The following is a 19,128-nucleotide window of genomic DNA, read 5'->3' as shown; positions in this document are numbered from 1 at the left end:
CGGACTCCTAGTTCGGTGGTTCGAAGCGGCCGTCGACTGCGGTCCAGCCGCCGTCGACCGCGAGGACGCTCCCGGTCACGAAGCTCGACGCGTCGGAGGCGAGGTAGACGACCGCGCCGGCGAGCTCGTTCGGTTGCGCCCAGCGGCCGAGCGCACCCTTCTGCGCGTAGGCGTCGTACCAGCCCTGGTTGGCTTTGATCTGCGCGGTCAGCGGGGTCTCGACGACGCCAGGGGCGATCGCGTTCGCGCGGACGCCGGACGGTCCGAGCTCGGCAGCGGCGGTGCGCAGCAGTTGGACGAGACCAGCTTTCGTTGCCGCGTACACCGATTGTCCGGGCTCGACGGTCGTCCCGCGGATCGAGCTGAATCCGATGATGCTGCCGCGTCCGCGCTCCGCCATCCCGCGGCCGAACGCGCGGATCAGCTGGAACGACGCCCGCAGGTTCAGCGCCACGACCCGATCGAACTCGTCGGCGGTGTAGTCGAGGATCCGCTTTCGCACGTTCGTCGCCGCGGTGAACACGAGGACGTCCACGGGCTCCAGTTCATCCACCGCACTCTCGATAGCCGTGTCGTCGAGGACATCAAGCTCGTACGCCACCAACGCCTCACCGGCCGCAGCGGTCTCGCGCGCGGCGGCCAGGTCGCGGTCGGCGCAGGTCACCCGCGCTCCGTGCGCCGCCAGCGCCAGCGCACTCTCGCGCCCGATCCCGCTGCCCGCACCGACCACGACCACATGCCGCCCGTCCAACCGGAACAAGTTCGCGTAGTCCGTCATCATGGGCGCGGGCGGATGATTGCCATCCGAGTCGTGGTCAGTTCCTCGATCGCGAACCGCGGGCCCTCGCGGCCGGTACCGGAGTCCTTCACGCCCCCGTACGGCATCACGTCGGAGCGGAATCCCGGTACGTCGTTGATCACCACTCCCCCGACGTCGAGCCGGTCGATCGCGGCGAACGCGGTGTCGAGCGACGACGTGAAGACGCTCGCGTGCAGCCCGTACCGCGTCTCGTTGACGGCCCGCAGCGCAGCGTCCACATCCGGCACCGACCGGACCGCGATCACCGGCCCGAAGATCTCCTCGTCCCATGCCGCCAGACCATCGGGTACGTCGGTGAGCACGATCGGCCCCAGTACGTCGCCAGGTGCCTCGTACGCGATCGATCCACCCGCCTGCACCGCGTCCCCGACCCACTGCCGTACGCGATCGGTCGACGACGGGTTGATGAGCGCGGACACGCGCGTTGCCGGATCGCGTGGATCGCCGACGACAACCTCGGGCATCCGCGCACCGATCTTCTCGATCAAGGCTTCCCGTACGGACTCGACCGCGATCACGCGCTGCACCGAGATGCAGGCCTGCCCGGAGGCGTAGTACCCGCCACGTACGATCGCGTCGGCGGCCGCGTCCAGGTCGGCGTCCGCGGCGACCACGAGAGCGGAGTTGGAGCCCAACTCGAGCAGGACCTTGGTAGGCGCCGCGTCCCGCGCGATCCGATGCCCGACGGCGGCGGAACCGGTGAACGACACCGCGCCGATCCGGTCGTCGGTGGTCAACCGCGCACCGACCTCCGGTCCGCCGGTGACCACCTGCAGCGCGCTCTCCGGTGCCTCCGCATCGGCCAACGCGGACCGCATCAGATGCGCCAGCCACAAGGTAGCGAGCGGCGTCTGCGGCGCAGGCTTCACGATGATCGGGCAGCCGGCCGCGAACGCGGGCGCGATCTTGTGCGCCGCAAGAAGCAGCGGATAGTTGAACCCGGTGATCCCCACGACCACCCCGATCGGCTTGCGAACCCAGAATCCCTGTAGTCCTTCACCACTCGGCAGCAGGTCGAGCGGTACGGTCTCGCCGTGCAGCCGGGCGACCTCTTCGGCGGAGGTCTCCAGCGTGAGCAGGGTCCGATCGATCTCGACCCGGCAGTCGACGAGCGGCTTCCCGGTCTCCAGTACGAGCAGGTCGACGAACGCGTCCCGCTCCGCGAGCATCGCGGAATGCAAACTCTGCAAGACTTTTCGGCGTACGTACGAGGGAAGTCGCCCGACCGTTTCGCGGACGGCGAGCGCACTGTCGAGGGCCGCTTCCGCGATCGCGACATCGCCGACCGGTGCATCCGCGACCGGCGTACCGTCGTACGGGAAGATCACCGGTGCCGTGGCGGGTGCCTCGATCCACGACTCGCCGATCGGTAGGCCGGCTGGGAACTTCATACAGGATCTCCGTTCGCGAGTAGGTCGGAGGTGGTCGCGCCGGACAGCGCGCGCTGCAGGGTCGGGATCGCCGAGACCAGCCGCTGCGTGTACGGATGCTGCGGGGCGGCGTACACGTCTCCGGTGTAGCCGGTCTCGACGATCTGGCCGGCGTGCATCACGGCGACGCGATCGCAGACGTGCTTGACCACGGACAGGTCGTGCGAGACGAACACCAGGGTGAGGTTGAGTTCGTCGACGAGGTCGGAGATCAGGTTCAGTACCTGCGCCCGGACGGACACGTCGAGGGCGCTGACCGGCTCGTCCGCGATCAGGATCCGCGGGCGTGGGGCGAGCGCGCGGGCGATCGAGATGCGCTGGCGCTGGCCTCCGGAGAACTGGTGCGGGTACCGGTTGCCGGCGTCCGCGGACAGGCCGACGGCCTCGAGCAGCTCGCGGACGCGTTCGCCCGAGGCCGGATGCCCTTGTACTACAAGGGGTTCGGCGATGATGTCGCGGACGCGCATCCGCGGATCGAGGGAGCTCATCGGGTCCTGGAAGACGAGCTGCAGGTTCTCGCGGAGCGATCGCAGCCGGCGCTCCGGGAGGTTGGTGATGTCGGTGCCCTCGACGATCACATGGCCCGAGGTGGCGCGGTCCAGAGCGGCGATGAGCCGCAGCAGCGTGGACTTGCCGCAGCCCGATTCGCCGACGATGCCGAATCGCTCGCCTTGCTTGACCTCCAGGCTCACCCCACGCAACGCCTGCACCGGCGGAGCTGGTCTGACCAGTGACGTACGCGGCCGCGCGTAGTCGCGCACGAGGTCGACGACCTGGATCGCCATCGGCGTTTCAGGCTCGTGCGTCGTCGGGATGTGCTCAGGCATCGGCGCCTCCCGGGTGCTGGCCAACTGCCGCCTGTGCGGGGTGATGGCACGCGAAGCCGTCGGTCTCCGCCCCCGTCCACACAGGTGTCTCCTCGCACAGGGCTGTCGCGTGCGCGCAGCGGGTACGGAAGACGCAGCCGGACGGGAACGTACCGGCGGGCGGAACGTTGCCGGGGATCGTGGTCAGCCGCCGCGAGCTCGTGTCCAGGTCCGACGCGGCGAGCAGACCTTCCGTGTACCGGTGCCGGGGTCGCGTGAACACCTCGGCGACAGGGCCCGCCTCCACGACGCGTCCGCCGTACATGACGAGCACGCGTTCGCAGACCGTGGCGACGACGGCGAGGTCGTGGGTGATGAAGAGCAGCGCCGACGAACGGTCGAGGACGCCGCGCACGATCAGGTCGAGGACGAGCGCCTGGACCGTGACGTCGAGCGCGGTCGTCGGCTCGTCGCAGATCAGCAGAGCCGGATCGTTGGCGAGGGCAAGGGCCAGGACCACTCGTTGCCGTTGGCCACCAGAGAGCTGGTGCGGGTACGCGCGGAGCGTTTCGGGCGGCAACTGCACCCGTTCGAGCAACGAAGCCGCGGCGGTCCGGACTGCCGGTTTGGTGTGCGTCTTGTGGATCAGCATGCTCTCGGCGATCTGATCACCGATGCGCATGGTCGGGTTCAGCGCGGTCATCGGCTCCTGGAAGACCATCGCGATGTCCCGGCCGCGGACGCGGGACATCCGCCGTTCGTCCGCGCCGACCAGCTCGTGGTCGACGCCGTCGAGCCGTACGGAGCCATCCGCGCGGACGTCCTCCGGCAGCAGCCCGAGGATGCTCAACGCGGTCAGCGACTTGCCCGATCCCGACTCCCCGATCAGCCCGACCCGCTCCCCCGCCCCGACCGTCAGATCCACGTCCGACACCAGCGCCGTGTCCCGTACAGACACCGACAACCCACGCACCGTCAAAACGTCGCTCATCGCCGGTCCTCCAGCTTTGGGTCGAAGCGGTCGCGGAGGCCGTCGCCGAGCAGGTTGAATCCGAGGACCGCGACCGCGATCGCCAACCCCGGGAAGACTGCCAGCCGCGGCGCGCTGAACAGGAACTCCTGGCTCTCCTGCAGCATCCGCCCCCACGACGGCGTCGGCGGCGGCGTGCCGTACCCGAGGAACGACAACGCGGCCTCTGCGAGCACCGCGATCGCGAACGACACCGAGGCCTGCACGGTGATCAGGCTCGTCACGTTCGGCAGGACATGCCGTACGGCGATCAGCCACGGCCGCCGCCCCGCCGCGCGCGCCGCGAGCACGTACTCGGTCCGCATCACCTGCAACGCACCGCTGCGGATCACCCGCGCGAAGCTCGGCACCGAAGCGATGCCGATGGCAACCATCGCGGTCAGCGTGCTCGCTCCGAACACCGCACCGAACATGATTGCCAGCAGCAACGCCGGGAACGCGAGCAGCAGATCGTTGGCGCGCATGATCACCTCGCTCGGCCATCGCCGTACGGTCGCCGCCAGGATCCCGAGCGGTACGCCGATGACCGCCGCGACCCCGACCGCGACGACGCCGACGAACAACGTCGTCCGGGATCCGACCATGATCTGACTGAGCACGTCCCGGCCGAACTTGTCGGTGCCGAACCAGTGCGACCAGGACGGCTTCAGCAGCCGCGACGCGGGCGTGACGAGGGTGGCGTCGTACGGCGTCCAAACGAACGAGACCAGCGCCATCAGCACGATCGCGCCGACGATCACGCCGCCGGCGATGAGGCTCGGATTGCGCCGCCTCATCAGGCTGTCCTCAGTCGCGGGTCGAGTGCGACGTACAGGAGGTCGACCAAGAAGTTGACCAGGAGCACTGCCAGTACGAGGACCATCACGACGTCCTGCACGAGCAGCAGATCACGGTTGGAGACCCCGTCGAGCAGCAGGCTGCCCAGGCCGGGGATGACGAAGACGCGTTCCACCACGACGGCTCCGATCAGGAGGGTCGCCAACTGGAGGCCGAGGACGGTCACGACCGGGACGGCGGCGTTGCGGAGGCCGTGCTTCCACAGCGCCTGGAACGGACGGAGGCCTTTTGCGCGGGCCGTTCTCAGATAGTCCTCACGGAGCACGTCGAGGACTGCGCTGCGGACGTACCGGGTGAGCACGGCGCCCTGGACCAGGCCCAGCGAGAGCGCGGGGAGGACGAGTTGTTTGAGGAACATTGCCGGGTCCTGGGCGGGTGGCGTCCAGCCGTTCGCCGGCAGCCAGCCGAGCTTCACGGCGAAGACCACGATCAGCAGGATGCCGGCGAGAAACGCAGGCACCGCGACGCCGACCTGCGAGACCGCCGACAGCGCGAGCCCGGACCACTGCCGATGCCGGGCCGCCATCACCGTGCCGGCCGGTGCGGCGACGAGCAGCGCGATGATCATGCCGGCGACGACGAGCCACAGCGTGACCTGGAAGCGGTCGAAGACCTGTGGCCCGATCGCCACCTTCGACACGTACGACGTGCCGAGGTCACCGTGCAGCAGTCCGCCGAGCCAGTCGAAGTACTGCGTCGGCAGCGGGCGGTCGAGGCCGAACTGCCGCCGCAGCTCGGCCACTGCCTCGTCGGAGGCGTTCACGCCGAGGGCGACCCGCGCCGGATCACCGGGCAGGATCGCCATGAACGCGAACACCAGGACCGAACTGACCGCAAGGCTGACCAAGAACACGGCGGTGCGCTCGATCAGTCGGAGGATCATCGGGCGAGCTTGGAGAGATCGAAGTTCTCGGTGATCGCGTTGGTCGGCAGGCCCTTGATGTCCTTGTCGGCGACCATCAGGTTCGGCAGCAGGAACAGCCAATCGCCCGCGGCCTGTTCGGACAGCCGGCGGGCCGCCTTCTTCATATTGTCGACCTGCGCCGCCTCGTCCCCGGAGTCCGCCGCGGCCAGGTAGCCCTGCAGCGTCGGGTCGTCGTACCGGGTGTAGTACTTCGCGTTGAAGACCGCACCCAGGTCGCGGGGCTCGACGTGCGCGATGATCGACATGTCGTAGTCGGCGTTCTTGAACACCGTGGTCAGCCACGCGGCCGGGAACTCGAGCTGATCGATCTGGACCTTCAGCCCGGCCTGCTCCAGCTGGCTCTTCACGACCTGCCCGCAGGATGTTGCGTACGGCAACGTCGGCAGTCGCAGGCGGAGCGTCTTGCCGGCCGCGCCCGATGCCTGGAGCAGGGACTTCGCCTTGGCGACGTCGTACGGCGCGACGTTGGTGAGGTCCTCGTACCAGGGGTCGGTCGGCGGGACCATGCTGCCGATCAGCTTGCCGCGACCGGCCCAGCAGGTGTCCAGCAGGGCCTTGTGGTCGATCGCCATCCGGATCGCCTGCCGCGTACGAACGTCCTTGAACACCGGGCGCGAGTTGTTGAACGACAGCAGCACCTCACCGTTCGTCGTGCCCTCGATCACCTGGTACTTCGAGTTGCTGGTGAACTGGCTCAGCGCCTCGGGCGCCTGCACCGTGCCGATCACGTTGATCGTGCTCGTGAGCAGCGCGTTGTTGAGCGCGGTCGCGTCCTTGAAGTACTTCAGCGTGATCTGCTGGAAGAACGGCTTGGTGCCCCAGTAGCTGTCGTTGCGGGCCAGGACGATCGAGTCGCCGCGGTTCCACTTGGAGAACTTGAACGGCCCGGTGCCGACCGGAGCAGTGGCCAGCGCGCTGACGCCGCTCTCGGAGAACATCGCACCGATCCGGGTCGTCATCCGGAACAGCCAGTCGTTGCTCGGCTTGGACAGCGTGACCTGCAACTGCGTCGGCGACAGCGCCTTCGCGCCGGCGACGACGTCCATCGCGCTCTTCAGCGAGATCGTCCACGCGGTCTTGACCCGGTTGATGCTGAACACGGCGTCGTTCGCGGTGAACGGCTTGTCGTTGCTGAACTTCGCGTTGTCGACCAGGTCGAACGTGTACGTCTTGCGGTCCGGCGAGACCGTCCACGACTTCGCCAGCGACGGCACGATCTTGCCGGAGTCGTCCTGCTTGACGAGCGTCTCGTAGATGTTGCCGAGCAGCGCCTGCGGGATCGCCGCACCGTCCGTGGTGGTGAAGTCCAGGCTGGCGGGTTCCGCGACCAGGCCGATCGAAAGGTTCTGCGAACTGCCCGGCGAACTGCCGCCGGACGACGTACCGGATCCGGCCGAGCAGGCGGTCACGGCGAGCAGAGCCGTAGCAGCGAGCGCGACCGCACGGGTTGGAAACTTCACGAGAACTCCTCCAGTGCCTCGAACTGTCGCCGCATTCTGACCGCCCGGGTCCCGCTGAACGGCCTCGGCCACGCCGGTGCGGCGGACTTCGCCGCCCGGATGTGACTGGTCAGACCAGTGGACTAGGTATCAGTGGGCCACTAGGTTTGTCGGACCACACCGCTGTGTCAAGACGATTGGGGTGCCGAGATGCCGAAGGGTCCGCAGTTTCAGCCCGTGCAGCCCGTCCGCGCCTACCAGCGGATCGTCGAGCAGGTCGAGGAAGCCCTCGCCCGTGGTGACCTGACGCCCGGTCAGCGGCTGCCGAGCGAGCGTGAACTGGTCGCGCAGTTCGCGGTCAGCCGGTCGACAGTGCGCGAGGCGCTGCGGGTGCTGGAGAGCAACGGCATGGTCCGCTCCCGGCCCGGCGACCCGAACGGCCCGGAGATCCTGCCGTTCTCCCAGGCCGCGCTCCGCAAGCAGGTCGCCCGGCTGGCCAGGGTGGACGAGGTCACCCTGAGCGAGCTGATCGGGTTCCGGATGATCATGGACGGCGCCGCGATCCAGGTCGCGTCCCGGCTCCGTACCGCAGAGCAGCTCGACGAGCTCGAGGCGACGCTGGTCGCGATGCGGGACGCGATCGAGGTCGACTTCGACGCGTTCGGCGAGGCCGACCTGGCGTTCCACGAGCTGATCGCGCAGATCAGCCGGAACACCCTGATCCAGACCTGCAACGAGGTCGTCCGTGGCGTCGTCCTCGGACTGATCTCGGACAAGATCGCCCACGCCCCGAACAGCCGCGCCCTGATGCTCGAGTCGCTGCACCACCACGCCGAGGTCGTGGACGCGATCCGGGCTGGCAACGGCCACGCCGCGGCCCGGATCGCCCGCCAGAACATGTTCGACTACTACGCCGGGTACGTGCCCGACTCCGAACAGGAAACCTTGCGGGCGCTCATAGAGGACTGAGGCGATCCCATGGCATTCTGACGGGATCGCTTCACTGCTGTGGGGGGCACCGCGTGAGCAAACCTGCGATTCTCACTGTCGACGACGACCCGATGGTTTCGGCCGCCATCTCCCGAGACCTGCGCCGACGGTACGGCGACGACTATCTGATCGTCCGCGCGACCTCTGGCGACCAGGCGCTCGCCGCACTGACCCGACTCGCGCTGCGCAACCAGCCGATCGCGATGATCGCGACCGACCAGCGGATGCCGGGCATGACCGGCATCGAGCTGCTCGAACGCGCCCGCGAGCACGCTCCGAGCGCGAAGTACCTGCTGCTCACCGCGTATGCGGACACCGAGGTCGCGATCCACGCGATCAACGACATCGGCCTCGACTACTACCTGCTGAAGCCGTGGGACCCGCCCGAGGACCAGCTGTTCCCGGTCGTCGACGACCTGCTCGGCGACTGGCAGCAGGCCAACCCCGAGCACACCGCGGACGTACGCATCGTCGGCAACCGCTGGTCCGACCGCGCCCACGACATCAAGACCTTCTTGGCCCGCAACCACGTGCCGTACCACTGGTACGACGTGGAGCGCGACGCCGAAGGCCTCCGCCTCAAGGAGCTCGCCGATGCCGCCGACAACGAATTCCCGCTGGTCCTGATCCCGGACGGCGACACGCTCCGCTCCCCCAGCACGCTCGACCTCGCCTCCGCACTCGGTCTGCGCACCCGCGCCGAGCAGCCGCTGTACGACGTTTGCATCGTCGGCGGCGGCCCGGCCGGTCTCGCAGCCGGTGTGTACGCCGCGTCCGAAGGCCTCAGCACCGTGATCGTCGAGCGCGAGGCCCCGGGCGGACAGGCCGGGCTGAGTGCCGCGATCGAGAACTACCTCGGCTTCCCGCGCGGCCTGACCGGGTCCGACCTGGCCCAGCGCGCCGTGGCGCAGGCGTCCCGGTTCGGCGCGGAGATGGTGCTGGCCCGGTCGGTCGTCGGCGTCGAGTCCCGCGGACCGGTGCATGCCGTACTGCTCGAAGGAGCCGGTGAGATCGAGGCCCGCGCACTGATCGTCGCGACCGGCGTCTCGTACCGCACCCTCGATGTCGAAGGCTTGTCCAGCCTCACAGGTCGCGGCGTGTACTACGGCGCGACGGCGAGCGAGGCCGTCCAGGTCCAGGATGACGAGGTCTACATCGTCGGCGCGGCGAACTCGGCCGGCCAGGCGGCGCTCAACCTGGCCCGGTACGCGAAGCGCGTCGTGCTCCTGGTCCGCGGCGAGACGCTCGAGAGCTCGATGTCGCGCTACCTGATCGACAAGATCACCAAGGCCGCCAACATCGAGGTCCGCTGCCGTACGGAGGTGGTCGGCTGCCGCGGCGACGGTCATCTCGAGGGGCTGACGCTCGCCGACCGCGCATCCGGGCGCGTCGAGGAGGTGCTCGCCGGCTGGCTGTTCATCTTCGTCGGCGCGATCCCGCGGACCGACTGGCTCGGCGACTCGGTCGTACGGGATGCGTTGGGATTCGTCGTTACCGGCCCGGAGCTGGTTGCGCAGGATCGATGGTCGCTGCGCCGGCCGCCGTACGCGCTGGAGACCAGCGTGCCGGGCGTGTTCGCGGCCGGCGACGTACGGCTCGACTCGATGAAACGCGTCGCGTCGGCGGTCGGCGAAGGCGCCATGTCGATCTATCTCGTGCACCGCTACCTGGCGAGCGTCTGATGGACGCCGGGGACCTGCGCGACCTCCCGCTCTTCGCCGGGGTCAGCGACGCGCAACTCGAGGAGCTGATCGCGGGCAGCACCGAGGTGCCGATCGTGCCTGGTGCCGACATGTTCCATGAGGGTGAGCCGGCGGACTTCTGGTGGGTGCTCGTCGACGGTGCGATCACGCTGCACCGCAAGATCGGTCGCGAGGACACCGTGATGGGCAAGATGGACGTCCCGGGTCGCTGGGCCGGCGGGTTCCGCGCATGGGACGAGCACGGCCTGTACCTCGCCAGCGGGCGCGGGCTCGCGGCAGGACGGCTCCTCCGGGTGCCCACCGACGTACTGCGGGACCGGATCGACGACTGGTTCCCGCTCGGGGGCCACCTGATCAAGGGCGTGTACGGGACCGCGCGGGCGATCGAGTCAACCGCGCGGCAGCGGGAATCGCTGATCACGCTCGGTACGTTGGCGGCCGGGCTGGCGCACGAGATCAACAATCCGGCTGCGGCCGCGTCCCGTTCGGTCAGCGCCCTCGACACCGCGTGCGTCACGCTGCTGTCGGCGCTGCGCGGGCTCGCGGAGGGCGACGCCACGGCGGCGCAGTTCAGTGCGCTCGACGAGCTGCGGTTGGAGCTCGGGACGAGTACGGCCGCGCCGGATCCGGTGGACCTGGCCGATCACGAGAACACGATCTCGGACTGGCTCGACGACCACGGTGTCGAGCGTTCGTGGTTCATCGCGCCTCCGCTCGCGGCCGGCGGGGCCACTCCGGAGTGGTGCGAGCGCGCCGCCGACGTACTCGGCGACGGGTTGGGAGCCGGGCTGGAGTGGGTTGCCAGCACGCTGTCCGCGACCACGCTGCTCGGTGAGGTGAAGGAGTCGACGCGGCGGATCACCGAACTGGTCGCGGCGGTGCGGTCGTACTCGCAGATGGACCGCGGGTCGATCCAGACGATCGACGTCACCGAAGGCATCGAGAGCACCCTGGTGATGCTCGGGCACAAGCTCCGCGGCGGCGTCGAGGTGGTGCGCGCGTACGGAACCGGGCTGCCGCGGATCGACGCGTTCGCGGGTGAGCTGAACCAGGTCTGGACGAACCTGATCGACAACGCGGTCGACGCGATGGACGGCGCGGGCACGTTGCGGATCGGTGTGCGGGCCGAGGGCGACCGGATCGTGGTCGAGTTCACCGACAGCGGCGCCGGGATGCCCGCGGAGGTCGCGGCTCGCGCGTTCGAGCCGTTCTACACCACCAAGGACGTCGGGAAGGGCACCGGTCTGGGCCTCGACATCGCCCAGCGGATCGTTGCCGAACACCACGGCGGGACGATCGCGATCACGTCCCACCCCGGCGAGACCACGGTCCAGGTCCGCCTCCCGCACCAGCCACCTCGGTGATCCTGGACCGCCACGCAGGCAGAACCCGGTCGGCAAACGCTCTCCAGGCCCGGAATCCCGGGTTCTGCCTGCGTGGCGGTACAGCTCAGCGAGCGACGTCGCCAGTCCGGGTCAGCGGTCGTGCTCGAGAACGCGGACGCGCGGGACCTTGAGCAGCTTGCGGGCCTTCGTGGTCCAGTCGGAGCACACGAAGCGGGCCGCGGTCTCTGGCCAGGCGACCACCACTACCTCTTGGCTGTTGGTGGACTTCACCATCTGCATCAGCGCGAGCAGAATCTCACCGTGCGTGATCGAGACGTGCACCGGATAACCGCTCGCCGTCCGGAGCAGCCGTGAGCTGTGCTCGATCACCGAGGCGAGATCGACCGCCGGGTCGGCCAAGGTCGCCGTCGGTGTCCGGCCGGCACCCGCGGGGCTGACCCGTGCCGACGGACTCCGCGCCGAGCCGATCACGGACGCCGAGCCGGTCATCCCGGCCACGTCCGCGAACGTCGAGCCGAGCAACGCCATCGGTCCACCGATCCCGCTCTCCGGATGACTGGAGACCAGCAGGTGGTAGTCGACGGATTCCTCGCGTTTCGCGTACAGGGCGGCAACGCGGCGCGCGTCGCCCTCGCTCATCTCCCGCTCGATGAGCACCACCACGTCGTACGTCATTCGTGGCTCCCTTCGCCAATTCCGTTGTACTCCTGCGCGGGACCGCACCAAAGCACCGGACTCGCGTCCGTCACCGAATTGTCAAAAACCTCTCAGTCGACTTTCAGACACTCCCGGGTGAAGGGGCTCTGCCACCCGCCCTCGAGTGTCAGATCGCGCGTACGCTCGCGCGGGCCCGGCTGTCGGGGGCGAACGCCGCCAGCAGGTGCGGCGCGTCGACCAGCGCCACGCTCGCAGGGTCCAGCAGGCGCGGATGCAGCGCGTACACTTCCGCCCCCGGGCGGGTCACGACGTCTCCGGCGAGCACCGCGACGAAATCCGCGCGGGCGGCGGAGTCCTCGTCCCACGTCTTGTCCGGCTCAAGCCGCGCGGTCACCCGGCGTGCGAAGTCCACGAGCTCCTCACCCGCGCCGCGCCGATAGCCGACCACGGAGCCGTCCGCGCAACGGACCGCGATCTCGTCGGTACGCGCCGCTGCGTGCCAGCAGCAGATCTCCCACAGGCTGACCCGGTCGCCCGCCCCGTGGACCTCCTCCAGCGTTGCCGCCATCAGCCCGAGCTGACCGCCGAACCGCCGGATGTTGTGGCCGTAGCCGGCCGCGCTCAGGTTCACGTCGTACCAACGGAGGTCCTTGGCGTGCAGGTCGACGCCGAACGGCAACAGGATCTTCGCCGGCCCGCACAGGTCGAACCGGTCCTCGACCGCGGCCGGATCGAACAGGCCGGACGGTTGCCGCATCATCCCGACGAACCCGCGCTCCAACTCGTCGAACGGTACGTCGTTGTAGCTGAACACGACCGGCAGCAGGTACCGCCCGCCGACCCGGCGCACCGCGCGCAGATCGACGTCCACGAACTCAGTCGACCCACCCGGCCCTGGCGCGGATGTGAGGTCGCCGGAATGCACCAGCGCGTCCTCGTCGAACCGCAACCGCGTGTAGTCGCACAGCCCGACGAAGCCCCACTCCTCGTCGAAGACCGCGACCGACAGATCGAGATCGACCCGCCGGTCCCGCGGCTGCACCCAGTGCAGGAACAGCCGCAGCAGCTCGTCCTGCGGGATCGGCACCGTACTCCCCCGCGTCATCCGCAGCAGACTCGACGACGCGCTCCGCTCCGAACCGGGCGCTGCCAGGCGGGACAGCTCCTCGTCCAGGAACGCCCGCCGCCAGCGCGGCAGACCAGTTGCCCTGCGCAACATTTCTCCGATCAGTACGGCAGAGAGCTCCGCGGCGAGCCCACCGGGCAGCGGCTCGCGGTCGTCGACCGACGTCCAGATCCGGGCCGTCCCGCCCCGCGGGAAGAACAGTCGCAGATCGCCCGGCGGCGTCCTGACCTGTCCGAGCGCGGCAGTGATCACGGCCGGCGAGACGTCCGAGACCGCGGTCGTCAGGGCCTCGATCAGCGCGGCGTGCTGCTCCGGGGGCAGCATTCGGGCCAGTTGCACAAGTCGACGTACCAGCTCGCCTGGTCGTTGGCGCAGCAGATCGAGCGCCTGGTCCGGGCGCCCTTGCACGAACGCTCCCTCGACGCGTGAGTGGTACGTCGTGAAGACCAGGCGCCCGTCCTCGACCCGCACCAGCGGATGCCGCGACGCCTCGCCCGCCACCGCCCGCCCGGCCGCGGTCCCAAGGTCGAGATCGGTCCGCCGAACGATCGCGAACGCCAGTGCCGCGACCGGGAAGCAGGCCGCGAACTCGAACGGATGCAGGTTCTCCGCGATCCGCTTCCAGGCTCGCTCGTGCCGGAGCAGGTCCTCGACCAAGGTCTCCACCGGCATCCGGTCGAGCCGCTGCAGCAGCAACCGTCGTGTTGCCCGCGGCAACGATCGGCGGCGGGCCGGCGGTGTCCGCAACCCGGGATCGGCGTCCATCAACGCGTAGATCAGCCGCAGCACATCGGTTGCGGTGTCAGTGCGGTCGATCAGCTCCGGCTCCGCGGGCAGGAAGTGTGCGAGGACGAGCGCCCGGGTCTCCCGGACCGGGATGTCGTCCGGGAGCCAGGCTGAGGCGGCGCCGTCGAGCAGGACCTGGAGATCCGCGCGATCCGCGGCGGACAGCGGAGCGCGCCGCGCCAGCAGGGATTCGATCGTTTGGCGCACCGAATCGGCCGTGGCCAGTGCGAGCAGCCGCAGACGCTCGGACCGGACGTGCGCCGGCCGGTCCTCGTCGACCGAAGGCTGCAGGAACGGGTCGTCCGGGTCGATGCGGCGCAGGCACAGCGGGCAGGCACTGAAGTCGGAGCCGTCCCAGCACGTACGGCAGACCAGGTGCGCGCACGGCGAAACCGCATGCACCGACGTGGTGTCGCCACAAAGCACACAGGGCTGCTCCGGCTCCTGCAGCAACCGTGCGAAGACCCTGTTCACGTAGAAGGTCTCGGTGTTGCCCGGCACGCTCTCCGGGAAGCCGCGGAACAGCGGCGTGTGCTCGGTGTCGAACCCGGACTCGGCGTCGAGCAGGTCGAGCAGCGCACCGCCGAATCCGGCCAGTGCGGGCGCCGACAGCGAAGCGCAGTACCGATAGAGACCGACCGAGAGCAGCAGGCCGCGCTGGACCAGGTCGGCCTGCAACGCGGACAGTCCCGCCTGGATCGTCAACGGGCGACGCAACCATTGCCACGCGGACCGCCGGACCGGTGGGGTGAGCGCAGTGGAGTCGACCAGCCGCCGGCGGCGCAGCAGAACAGCGGCCCGCGGATCGCTTGATCGGTCCGGCATCGCGTCTCCCCAGCTGTCGGGACGAAGGCGCCAGGGGCGGAGAGCGGACGCGCTACTTGCCTGGTAGAGGAGAAGGAAGCACGTCCAGGAGCCGCCCCTGGCACTGAGAACGCTACCGGGTGCCACCGACAGTTTCCGGCGGGCCGGGCCACCGAGGGGCCGGCAAAGAAGAGCTCCGGTGGCAGGGTCGGGGCCGCCCCGCCCAGACCCCGCCACCGGAGATCTCCAGAGTAGAACGTTCACCCAAATGTTGCGCCACCGGGTCCCCGATCCGGACGGGATCTGGCACTGATGCGCCGCAGGCAAACCCTTGAAGTACCGCCGCAGACCCGAACCGATCACGGTCGGGAGGTGTCAGGCCACGGAATGTGGTTAATCTGCAAGGTATGGCGGGTGGGGTGATCGAACGTGCGCGTTGGCGCGACGTCTTCGGGCATGCGGAGTTCCGGGCGTTGTTCCTGGCCGGCGTGCTGTCCGTGGCCGGCGACCAGATCGCCCGCGTCGCCCTGTCCGTACTGGTCTTCGACCGCACCGAGTCCGCCGGGCTGACCGCGCTGACGTACGCGCTGACGTACGTCCCCGATCTCCTCTTCGGCCCCCTCCTCGCCGGCTTCGCCGACCGCTACCCCCGCCGCACTGTGATGATCGTCACCGACCTGGCCCGGGCAGTCCTCGTTGCCTGCATGGCAATCCAGGCCCTCCCTCTACTGGCAGTCATCCTTCTACTGGTTGGCCTCCAAGCCTTCGGCTCCCCGTTCAACGCAGCCCGCGCCGCCACCCTGCCCGCCGTACTCCCCGGCGACCACTACGTCCTCGGCAAAGCCGCCAACGACATGGTCGTCCAATTCAGCCAGGTCCTCGGCTTCGGATTCGGGGGTGCGGTCGTGGTCGCGGTCGGGACGTCCGGCGGCATGCTGCTCGACGCGCTGACCTTCCTGCTGTCCGCGGCGCTGGTCGCGTTCGGCGTCCACCGCCGACCGGTTCCGCGAGTTGACACGAATGCGCCGACGCCGAGCTACTTCCGCGATCTCGGCGCGGGGCTGTCCCTCGTTGCCCGGACGCCGAAGTTGCGGACGCTGGTGCTCCTCGCGACGATCGCCGGGTTCTACGTCACCGTGGAGGGCCTCGCCGTCCCGTACGCACACGAGATCGGCCACGGCACCACCGCAGCGGGACTCCTGCTCGCCGCGAGTCCGGCCGGCGCCGTTCTCGGGATGTGGGCCATCACCAAGCTGCAGCCCGAGCAACGCATGCGTCTGCTCGGCCCGCTGGCGGTCCTGGCATGCGTGCCCCTGGTGTTCTGCTTCGGCGCGCTCAGCCTGCCGGCGACCCTCGCACTGTGGGCGTTGTCCGGCCTGGCGTCGTCATACCACCTACCGACCAGCGCTGCGTTCGTCCAGGCGGTCCCGGACGCGCAGCGCGGTCAGGCGTTCGGCGTCGCAAGCACCGCCCTGAAGAGCAGTCAGGGCATCGGGATCCTCTTGGCCGGTCTGCTCGCCGACCGGTGGTCCCCCTCGGTCGCACTGGGCACCTTGGGGGCCGCCGGTACCTGCGCGGCCCTCCTGGCGGGCACTGCCTGGGCACGTGCCCGCCAGGCCGGGACCGGCAGTACGGAAACGACTGCCGGATGAGCCGCCGGAGATCCGCGCAAACATCTCCCGATCGGGCTCCGTAAAATGCTGGTAAAGAAATTCTGCAATCACCACTCGTTGCCGCTGACAAACCATTCGTTGCCGGACTTGCGGAGCCACTCGTTGCCCGGCTTGCGGAACCACTCGTTACCGCCGGTGAACCACTCGTTGCCGCCTTGGAACCACTCGTTCCCGGCGCCGGTGAACCACTCGTTGCCGCCACGGAACCACTCGTTGCCGGTGCTGATCTTCGCCATGGTTCTTCCTTCCTTCGCCGTCCGGTGGACGGAACAAAACGCGGGCCGGTGCTGACCTCGCGTGAACAGGCAGTTACTATTACGGAATAACCGTTCAGGTCTATCCGGGTGAGGCCACATGATTCTGATCGGTCGGAGCAATTTAGTGCCACCCCGCCGGTGGAAGCTCTGGTCGTTACCGCGCCCCGCACTGTCGTATGTGCTCGGGGTCGATGCGGTTGCGCTCATCATCACCGCCCTCGCCGTGGGGTCGACAGTCTCCGGTGGCGGTGTGTCCCGGTCCGAGTTGCTCGCCTTCGGCGTGCTGACGGCCGCCTCCATCCTGCACCTGGAGTCTGCCCGCGGAATCGAGCGCCGACGCGAGATGGCGGCCAACAGTTCCCCATACACGAACCTGAAGAGCCTGTGGGTCTTCGCCGGAGTGTTGCTGCTGCCGCTCAGCCTGGTGGTCGCACTGGTCGCGATCTCGTACAGCTACTCCTGGATCCGCGTCTACGGACGAACAATCGCGCACCGCAAGGTGTTCTCGGCCAGTACGTTTATCCTCGCCAGCGCCGCGGCTGCGGCCACGCTGCGCGCGGGCGGTCTGCTGACGGAGCCGCGCGTACCGACCGGCCCGTGGGCGTTGCTGGTGGTTCTGGGTGCCACCACCACCTGGTGGTTGGTGAACTTCGCACTGGTGATCGGCGCGATCCTGCTGTCGTCACCGGACGCCACTGCGCGGACCGCGCTCGGCGATCTGGCCGACCAGCTCGTCGTGGTCGCCGGCCTCGGCCTCGGCGTAGCGGTCGCGGCGTTGCAGGCGTCGTACCCGTGGGTGGTGCCGATCCTGATGGTGACGGTCCTCACGCTGCATCGCGATCTGCTGCTGCCACAGTTCCAGCGCGCGGCCGGTACGGATGTGAAGACCGGTCTCGCGACCCCGGCGTATTGGGCCAGCGCGGTCCCGGCGGAGCTCGCTCGGGCGGAGTCCCTGCGGAGCACCGTCGGACTGCTGATGCTCGATCTCGACAAGTTCAAGGAAATCAACGACACGTACGGGCACCCAGCCGGCGACCAGGCGCTGCGTGCGGTGGGCGAGAGCATCCGCGCCGAGGTACGCCAGGGTGACCTGGTGGCACGCGTCGGTGGCGACGAACTGGCCGTGCTGCTGCCGGGCGCCTCCGAGAGCGAAGTCCTCGAGGTCGCCGGACGGATCCGGGACCGGCTCAGCGCACTGAGCGTCGCGGTCGAGACGACGAGCGCGACCAGCACCGTGATCAGCGGAGTGCCGGCCTCGATCGGCGCGGCCGTCTACCCCGAGGTCGCCGACACGATGGATCGGCTGATCCTCGCCGCCGACAACGCCTTGCTCAGCGCGAAACGCGACGGTCGCAACCGCATCGTCGCCGCCCGTCCCAACCCGCCCGGCATCGCCGACCGCGCAGACGAACCAGCCACCGACTAACCTGCGCTACCCAGTGCGTTCGGGGAGGATCTTGTCCCGAATCGGGTGGAAGATCCTCCCCAACCCTTCCCAGGGAGCGGTTTGCGCTGGAGGGGTGGTCAGGCGATGCGGATGAGGGCTTTGCCGTGGAGGGTTCGGGATTCCAGGGCTTGGTGGGCTTGGGCTACGTGGTCCAGGTCGTAGGTCTGGTCGATGACGGGGCGGAGGTCGCCGGCGGCTGCGCGGGCGATGACGTCGGCGCCGGTGACGGCGGTGGTCGTGGAGTCGGCGCGGAGGTCCATGATGCCCTTAACGGTGATGCCGCGGCGTTCGGCGTCGGCAGGGTCTATGGTGGCGAAGCCGCCACTGGGGGCTCCGTGGGCGGAGATCCAGCCGCCGTCGCGGGTGACGCGGTACGCGGTCGTGCCGAGTTCGCCGCCGGCCCCTTCGAACACGATCCCGGCGCCCCGGTTGTTCGTTGCCTCGAGCACCAATTTGTCCCAGCCAGGCTTGCTGTAGTCGATCAGTACGTCGGCGCCCTGAGCGCGGCTGAGCTCGAGCTTCCGCTCGCCGCGGGCGGCCGCGATCACCCGGGCGCCGGCCGCGTGCGCAAGCTGGATCAGGAGCAGCCCCATGCCGCCGGCCGAGGCGGTGATCAAGACGTCCTGACCCTTCATCGACGGTGCGAGTTCCTCGAGCATGAGTGCCGTGAGGCCGTCCCCGTACACCGCGACCGCGGTCTGCAGGTCGAGCCCGGGCGGCAGTTCGACCTCAGGGGTGATGACGGCGAGTTCGGCGTGCGCGCCGAAGCCCTCCGACCGGCCGACCACCGTCTTGCCGATCCAGTCCGCGGGCACGTCGGGGCCGACCGCGCGGACGCGTCCGCCGAGGTTGTTCCCAGGGACGTACGGCGGTTCGACGTCGAAGAACTTCCCGTAACCGCCACGCCGGATCGCGGTCTCGACGAAGATCACGTCCGCCGTGTCCACCTCGACAAGGACCTGGCCCGCGCCGGGAACCGGATCCGGGACCTCACGGGTCTCGATCACGTCCGGTCCGCCGAACGCCGTCACGACTGCTGCACGCATCTCTGG

At 69.1% G+C, this 19,128-nt stretch carries 16 protein-coding genes; 5 read left to right on the top strand and 11 right to left on the bottom strand.

The genetic code is table 11. From position 1 onward, the window contains the following. Positions 1–7: 7 nt before the first annotated feature. Genes ACGFI6_RS40870 through ACGFI6_RS40840 form a run of 7 tightly spaced genes read right to left on the bottom strand, consistent with a single transcriptional unit; the run spans position 8 to position 7,308 of the window. Positions 8–781 carry an SDR family NAD(P)-dependent oxidoreductase gene (locus tag ACGFI6_RS40870; protein WP_393128096.1) on the bottom strand — a complete coding sequence of 258 codons (774 nt, stop codon included), beginning with the start codon at positions 779–781 and terminating at the stop codon, positions 8–10. Beyond that, positions 778–2,211, bottom strand: coding sequence for an aldehyde dehydrogenase family protein (locus ACGFI6_RS40865; protein ID WP_393128095.1), 1,434 nt, complete (start codon positions 2,209–2,211; stop codon positions 778–780). The genes ACGFI6_RS40870 and ACGFI6_RS40865 overlap by 4 nt, the downstream gene beginning before the upstream one ends. Then, a complete protein-coding gene (locus tag ACGFI6_RS40860) occupies positions 2,208–3,077 on the bottom strand; it encodes an ATP-binding cassette domain-containing protein (protein ID WP_393128094.1) in 870 nt (289 codons plus the stop codon). The genes ACGFI6_RS40865 and ACGFI6_RS40860 overlap by 4 nt, the downstream gene beginning before the upstream one ends. After that, positions 3,070–4,047: an ABC transporter ATP-binding protein gene (locus tag ACGFI6_RS40855; RefSeq protein WP_393128093.1), complete on the bottom strand. Its 978-nt coding sequence runs from the start codon at positions 4,045–4,047 to the stop codon at positions 3,070–3,072. The genes ACGFI6_RS40860 and ACGFI6_RS40855 overlap by 8 nt, the downstream gene beginning before the upstream one ends. Then, positions 4,044–4,862 (bottom strand): ABC transporter permease, encoded by an 819-nt coding sequence (locus ACGFI6_RS40850; protein ID WP_393128092.1) that lies wholly within the window; start codon positions 4,860–4,862, stop codon positions 4,044–4,046. Before ACGFI6_RS40850 ends, ACGFI6_RS40855 begins: the two co-directional genes overlap by 4 nt. Continuing rightward, on the bottom strand, positions 4,862–5,806 hold the full coding sequence (locus tag ACGFI6_RS40845) for an ABC transporter permease (protein WP_393128091.1): 945 nt from the start codon (positions 5,804–5,806) through the stop codon (positions 4,862–4,864). Before ACGFI6_RS40845 ends, ACGFI6_RS40850 begins: the two co-directional genes overlap by 1 nt. Beyond that, on the bottom strand, positions 5,803–7,308 hold the full coding sequence (locus ACGFI6_RS40840; protein ID WP_393128090.1) for an ABC transporter substrate-binding protein: 1,506 nt from the start codon (positions 7,306–7,308) through the stop codon (positions 5,803–5,805). Before ACGFI6_RS40840 ends, ACGFI6_RS40845 begins: the two co-directional genes overlap by 4 nt. Before the next feature lie 216 nt (positions 7,309–7,524). Here ACGFI6_RS40840 and ACGFI6_RS40835 point away from each other — a divergent pair, with 216 nt between their 5' ends. The 3 genes from ACGFI6_RS40835 to ACGFI6_RS40825 are packed head-to-tail and all read left to right on the top strand — an operon-like array spanning position 7,525 to position 11,344. Continuing rightward, complete coding sequence (locus ACGFI6_RS40835; RefSeq protein ID WP_393128089.1) at positions 7,525–8,256, top strand: FadR/GntR family transcriptional regulator; 732 nt, start codon at positions 7,525–7,527, stop codon at positions 8,254–8,256. Positions 8,257–8,309: 53 nt separating this feature from the next. Then, a complete protein-coding gene (locus ACGFI6_RS40830; RefSeq protein WP_393128088.1) occupies positions 8,310–9,959 on the top strand; it encodes an FAD-dependent oxidoreductase in 1,650 nt (549 codons plus the stop codon). After that, on the top strand, positions 9,959–11,344 hold the full coding sequence (locus tag ACGFI6_RS40825; RefSeq protein ID WP_393128087.1) for a sensor histidine kinase: 1,386 nt from the start codon (positions 9,959–9,961) through the stop codon (positions 11,342–11,344). The genes ACGFI6_RS40830 and ACGFI6_RS40825 overlap by 1 nt, the downstream gene beginning before the upstream one ends. 111 nt (positions 11,345–11,455) lie before the next feature. On the opposite strand, the gene ACGFI6_RS40820 is transcribed toward ACGFI6_RS40825, so the two are convergent. Together ACGFI6_RS40820 and ACGFI6_RS40815 are read right to left on the bottom strand one after the other, a co-directional pair. Further along, entirely contained in the window at positions 11,456–12,001 is a 546-nt protein-coding gene (locus ACGFI6_RS40820; protein ID WP_393128086.1) for a hypothetical protein, read from the bottom strand. A 148-nt stretch (positions 12,002–12,149) separates the two neighbouring features. Next, a complete protein-coding gene (locus tag ACGFI6_RS40815; RefSeq protein ID WP_393128085.1) occupies positions 12,150–14,720 on the bottom strand; it encodes an MXAN_6230/SCO0854 family RING domain-containing protein in 2,571 nt (856 codons plus the stop codon). Positions 14,721–15,106: 386 nt separating this feature from the next. Between ACGFI6_RS40815 and ACGFI6_RS40810 the strand changes: the two genes are divergently transcribed. Further along, positions 15,107–16,351, top strand: a complete 1,245-nt coding sequence (locus tag ACGFI6_RS40810; RefSeq protein WP_393128084.1) for an MFS transporter — start codon at positions 15,107–15,109, stop codon at positions 16,349–16,351. 68 nt (positions 16,352–16,419) lie between these two features. Here ACGFI6_RS40810 and ACGFI6_RS40805 read toward each other — a convergent pair whose 3' ends face one another. After that, on the bottom strand, positions 16,420–16,608 hold the full coding sequence (locus ACGFI6_RS40805) for a DEAD/DEAH box helicase (protein WP_393128083.1): 189 nt from the start codon (positions 16,606–16,608) through the stop codon (positions 16,420–16,422). Between the two features lie 118 nt (positions 16,609–16,726). Here ACGFI6_RS40805 and ACGFI6_RS40800 point away from each other — a divergent pair, with 118 nt between their 5' ends. Next, positions 16,727–18,055 carry a diguanylate cyclase gene (locus tag ACGFI6_RS40800; protein WP_393128082.1) on the top strand — a complete coding sequence of 443 codons (1,329 nt, stop codon included), beginning with the start codon at positions 16,727–16,729 and terminating at the stop codon, positions 18,053–18,055. 98 nt (positions 18,056–18,153) lie between these two features. On the opposite strand, the gene ACGFI6_RS40795 is transcribed toward ACGFI6_RS40800, so the two are convergent. Next, positions 18,154–19,122 (bottom strand): zinc-binding dehydrogenase, encoded by a 969-nt coding sequence (locus ACGFI6_RS40795; RefSeq protein WP_393128081.1) that lies wholly within the window; start codon positions 19,120–19,122, stop codon positions 18,154–18,156. Between the last annotated feature and the right edge of the window lie 6 nt (positions 19,123–19,128).

The organism is Kribbella sp. NPDC048928 (genome assembly GCF_043197975.1).
Lineage (GTDB): Bacteria > Actinomycetota > Actinomycetes > Propionibacteriales > Kribbellaceae > Kribbella.
Note: the sequence above shows the minus strand (reverse complement) of the source record. Positions and strands in the feature narration are given on the sequence as shown.

What these genes read in the sequence shown, in the direction of transcription:
- ACGFI6_RS40870 (WP_393128096.1), bottom strand. Translation starts at nt 781, where the DNA reads ATGATGACGGACTACGCGAACTTGTTCCGGTTGGACGGGCGGCATGTG.
- ACGFI6_RS40865 (WP_393128095.1), bottom strand. Translation starts at nt 2,211, where the DNA reads ATGAAGTTCCCAGCCGGCCTACCGATCGGCGAGTCGTGGATCGAGGCA.
- ACGFI6_RS40860 (WP_393128094.1), bottom strand. Translation starts at nt 3,077, where the DNA reads ATGCCTGAGCACATCCCGACGACGCACGAGCCTGAAACGCCGATGGCG.
- ACGFI6_RS40855 (WP_393128093.1), bottom strand. Translation starts at nt 4,047, where the DNA reads ATGAGCGACGTTTTGACGGTGCGTGGGTTGTCGGTGTCTGTACGGGAC.
- ACGFI6_RS40850 (WP_393128092.1), bottom strand. Translation starts at nt 4,862, where the DNA reads ATGAGGCGGCGCAATCCGAGCCTCATCGCCGGCGGCGTGATCGTCGGC.
- ACGFI6_RS40845 (WP_393128091.1), bottom strand. Translation starts at nt 5,806, where the DNA reads ATGATCCTCCGACTGATCGAGCGCACCGCCGTGTTCTTGGTCAGCCTT.
- ACGFI6_RS40825 (WP_393128087.1), top strand. Translation starts at nt 9,959, where the DNA reads ATGGACGCCGGGGACCTGCGCGACCTCCCGCTCTTCGCCGGGGTCAGC.
- ACGFI6_RS40820 (WP_393128086.1), bottom strand. Translation starts at nt 12,001, where the DNA reads ATGACGTACGACGTGGTGGTGCTCATCGAGCGGGAGATGAGCGAGGGC.
- ACGFI6_RS40815 (WP_393128085.1), bottom strand. Translation starts at nt 14,720, where the DNA reads ATGCCGGACCGATCAAGCGATCCGCGGGCCGCTGTTCTGCTGCGCCGC.
- ACGFI6_RS40810 (WP_393128084.1), top strand. Translation starts at nt 15,107, where the DNA reads ATGGCGGGTGGGGTGATCGAACGTGCGCGTTGGCGCGACGTCTTCGGG.
- ACGFI6_RS40805 (WP_393128083.1), bottom strand. Translation starts at nt 16,608, where the DNA reads ATGGCGAAGATCAGCACCGGCAACGAGTGGTTCCGTGGCGGCAACGAG.
- ACGFI6_RS40800 (WP_393128082.1), top strand. Translation starts at nt 16,727, where the DNA reads ATGATTCTGATCGGTCGGAGCAATTTAGTGCCACCCCGCCGGTGGAAG.
- ACGFI6_RS40795 (WP_393128081.1), bottom strand. Translation starts at nt 19,122, where the DNA reads ATGCGTGCAGCAGTCGTGACGGCGTTCGGCGGACCGGACGTGATCGAG.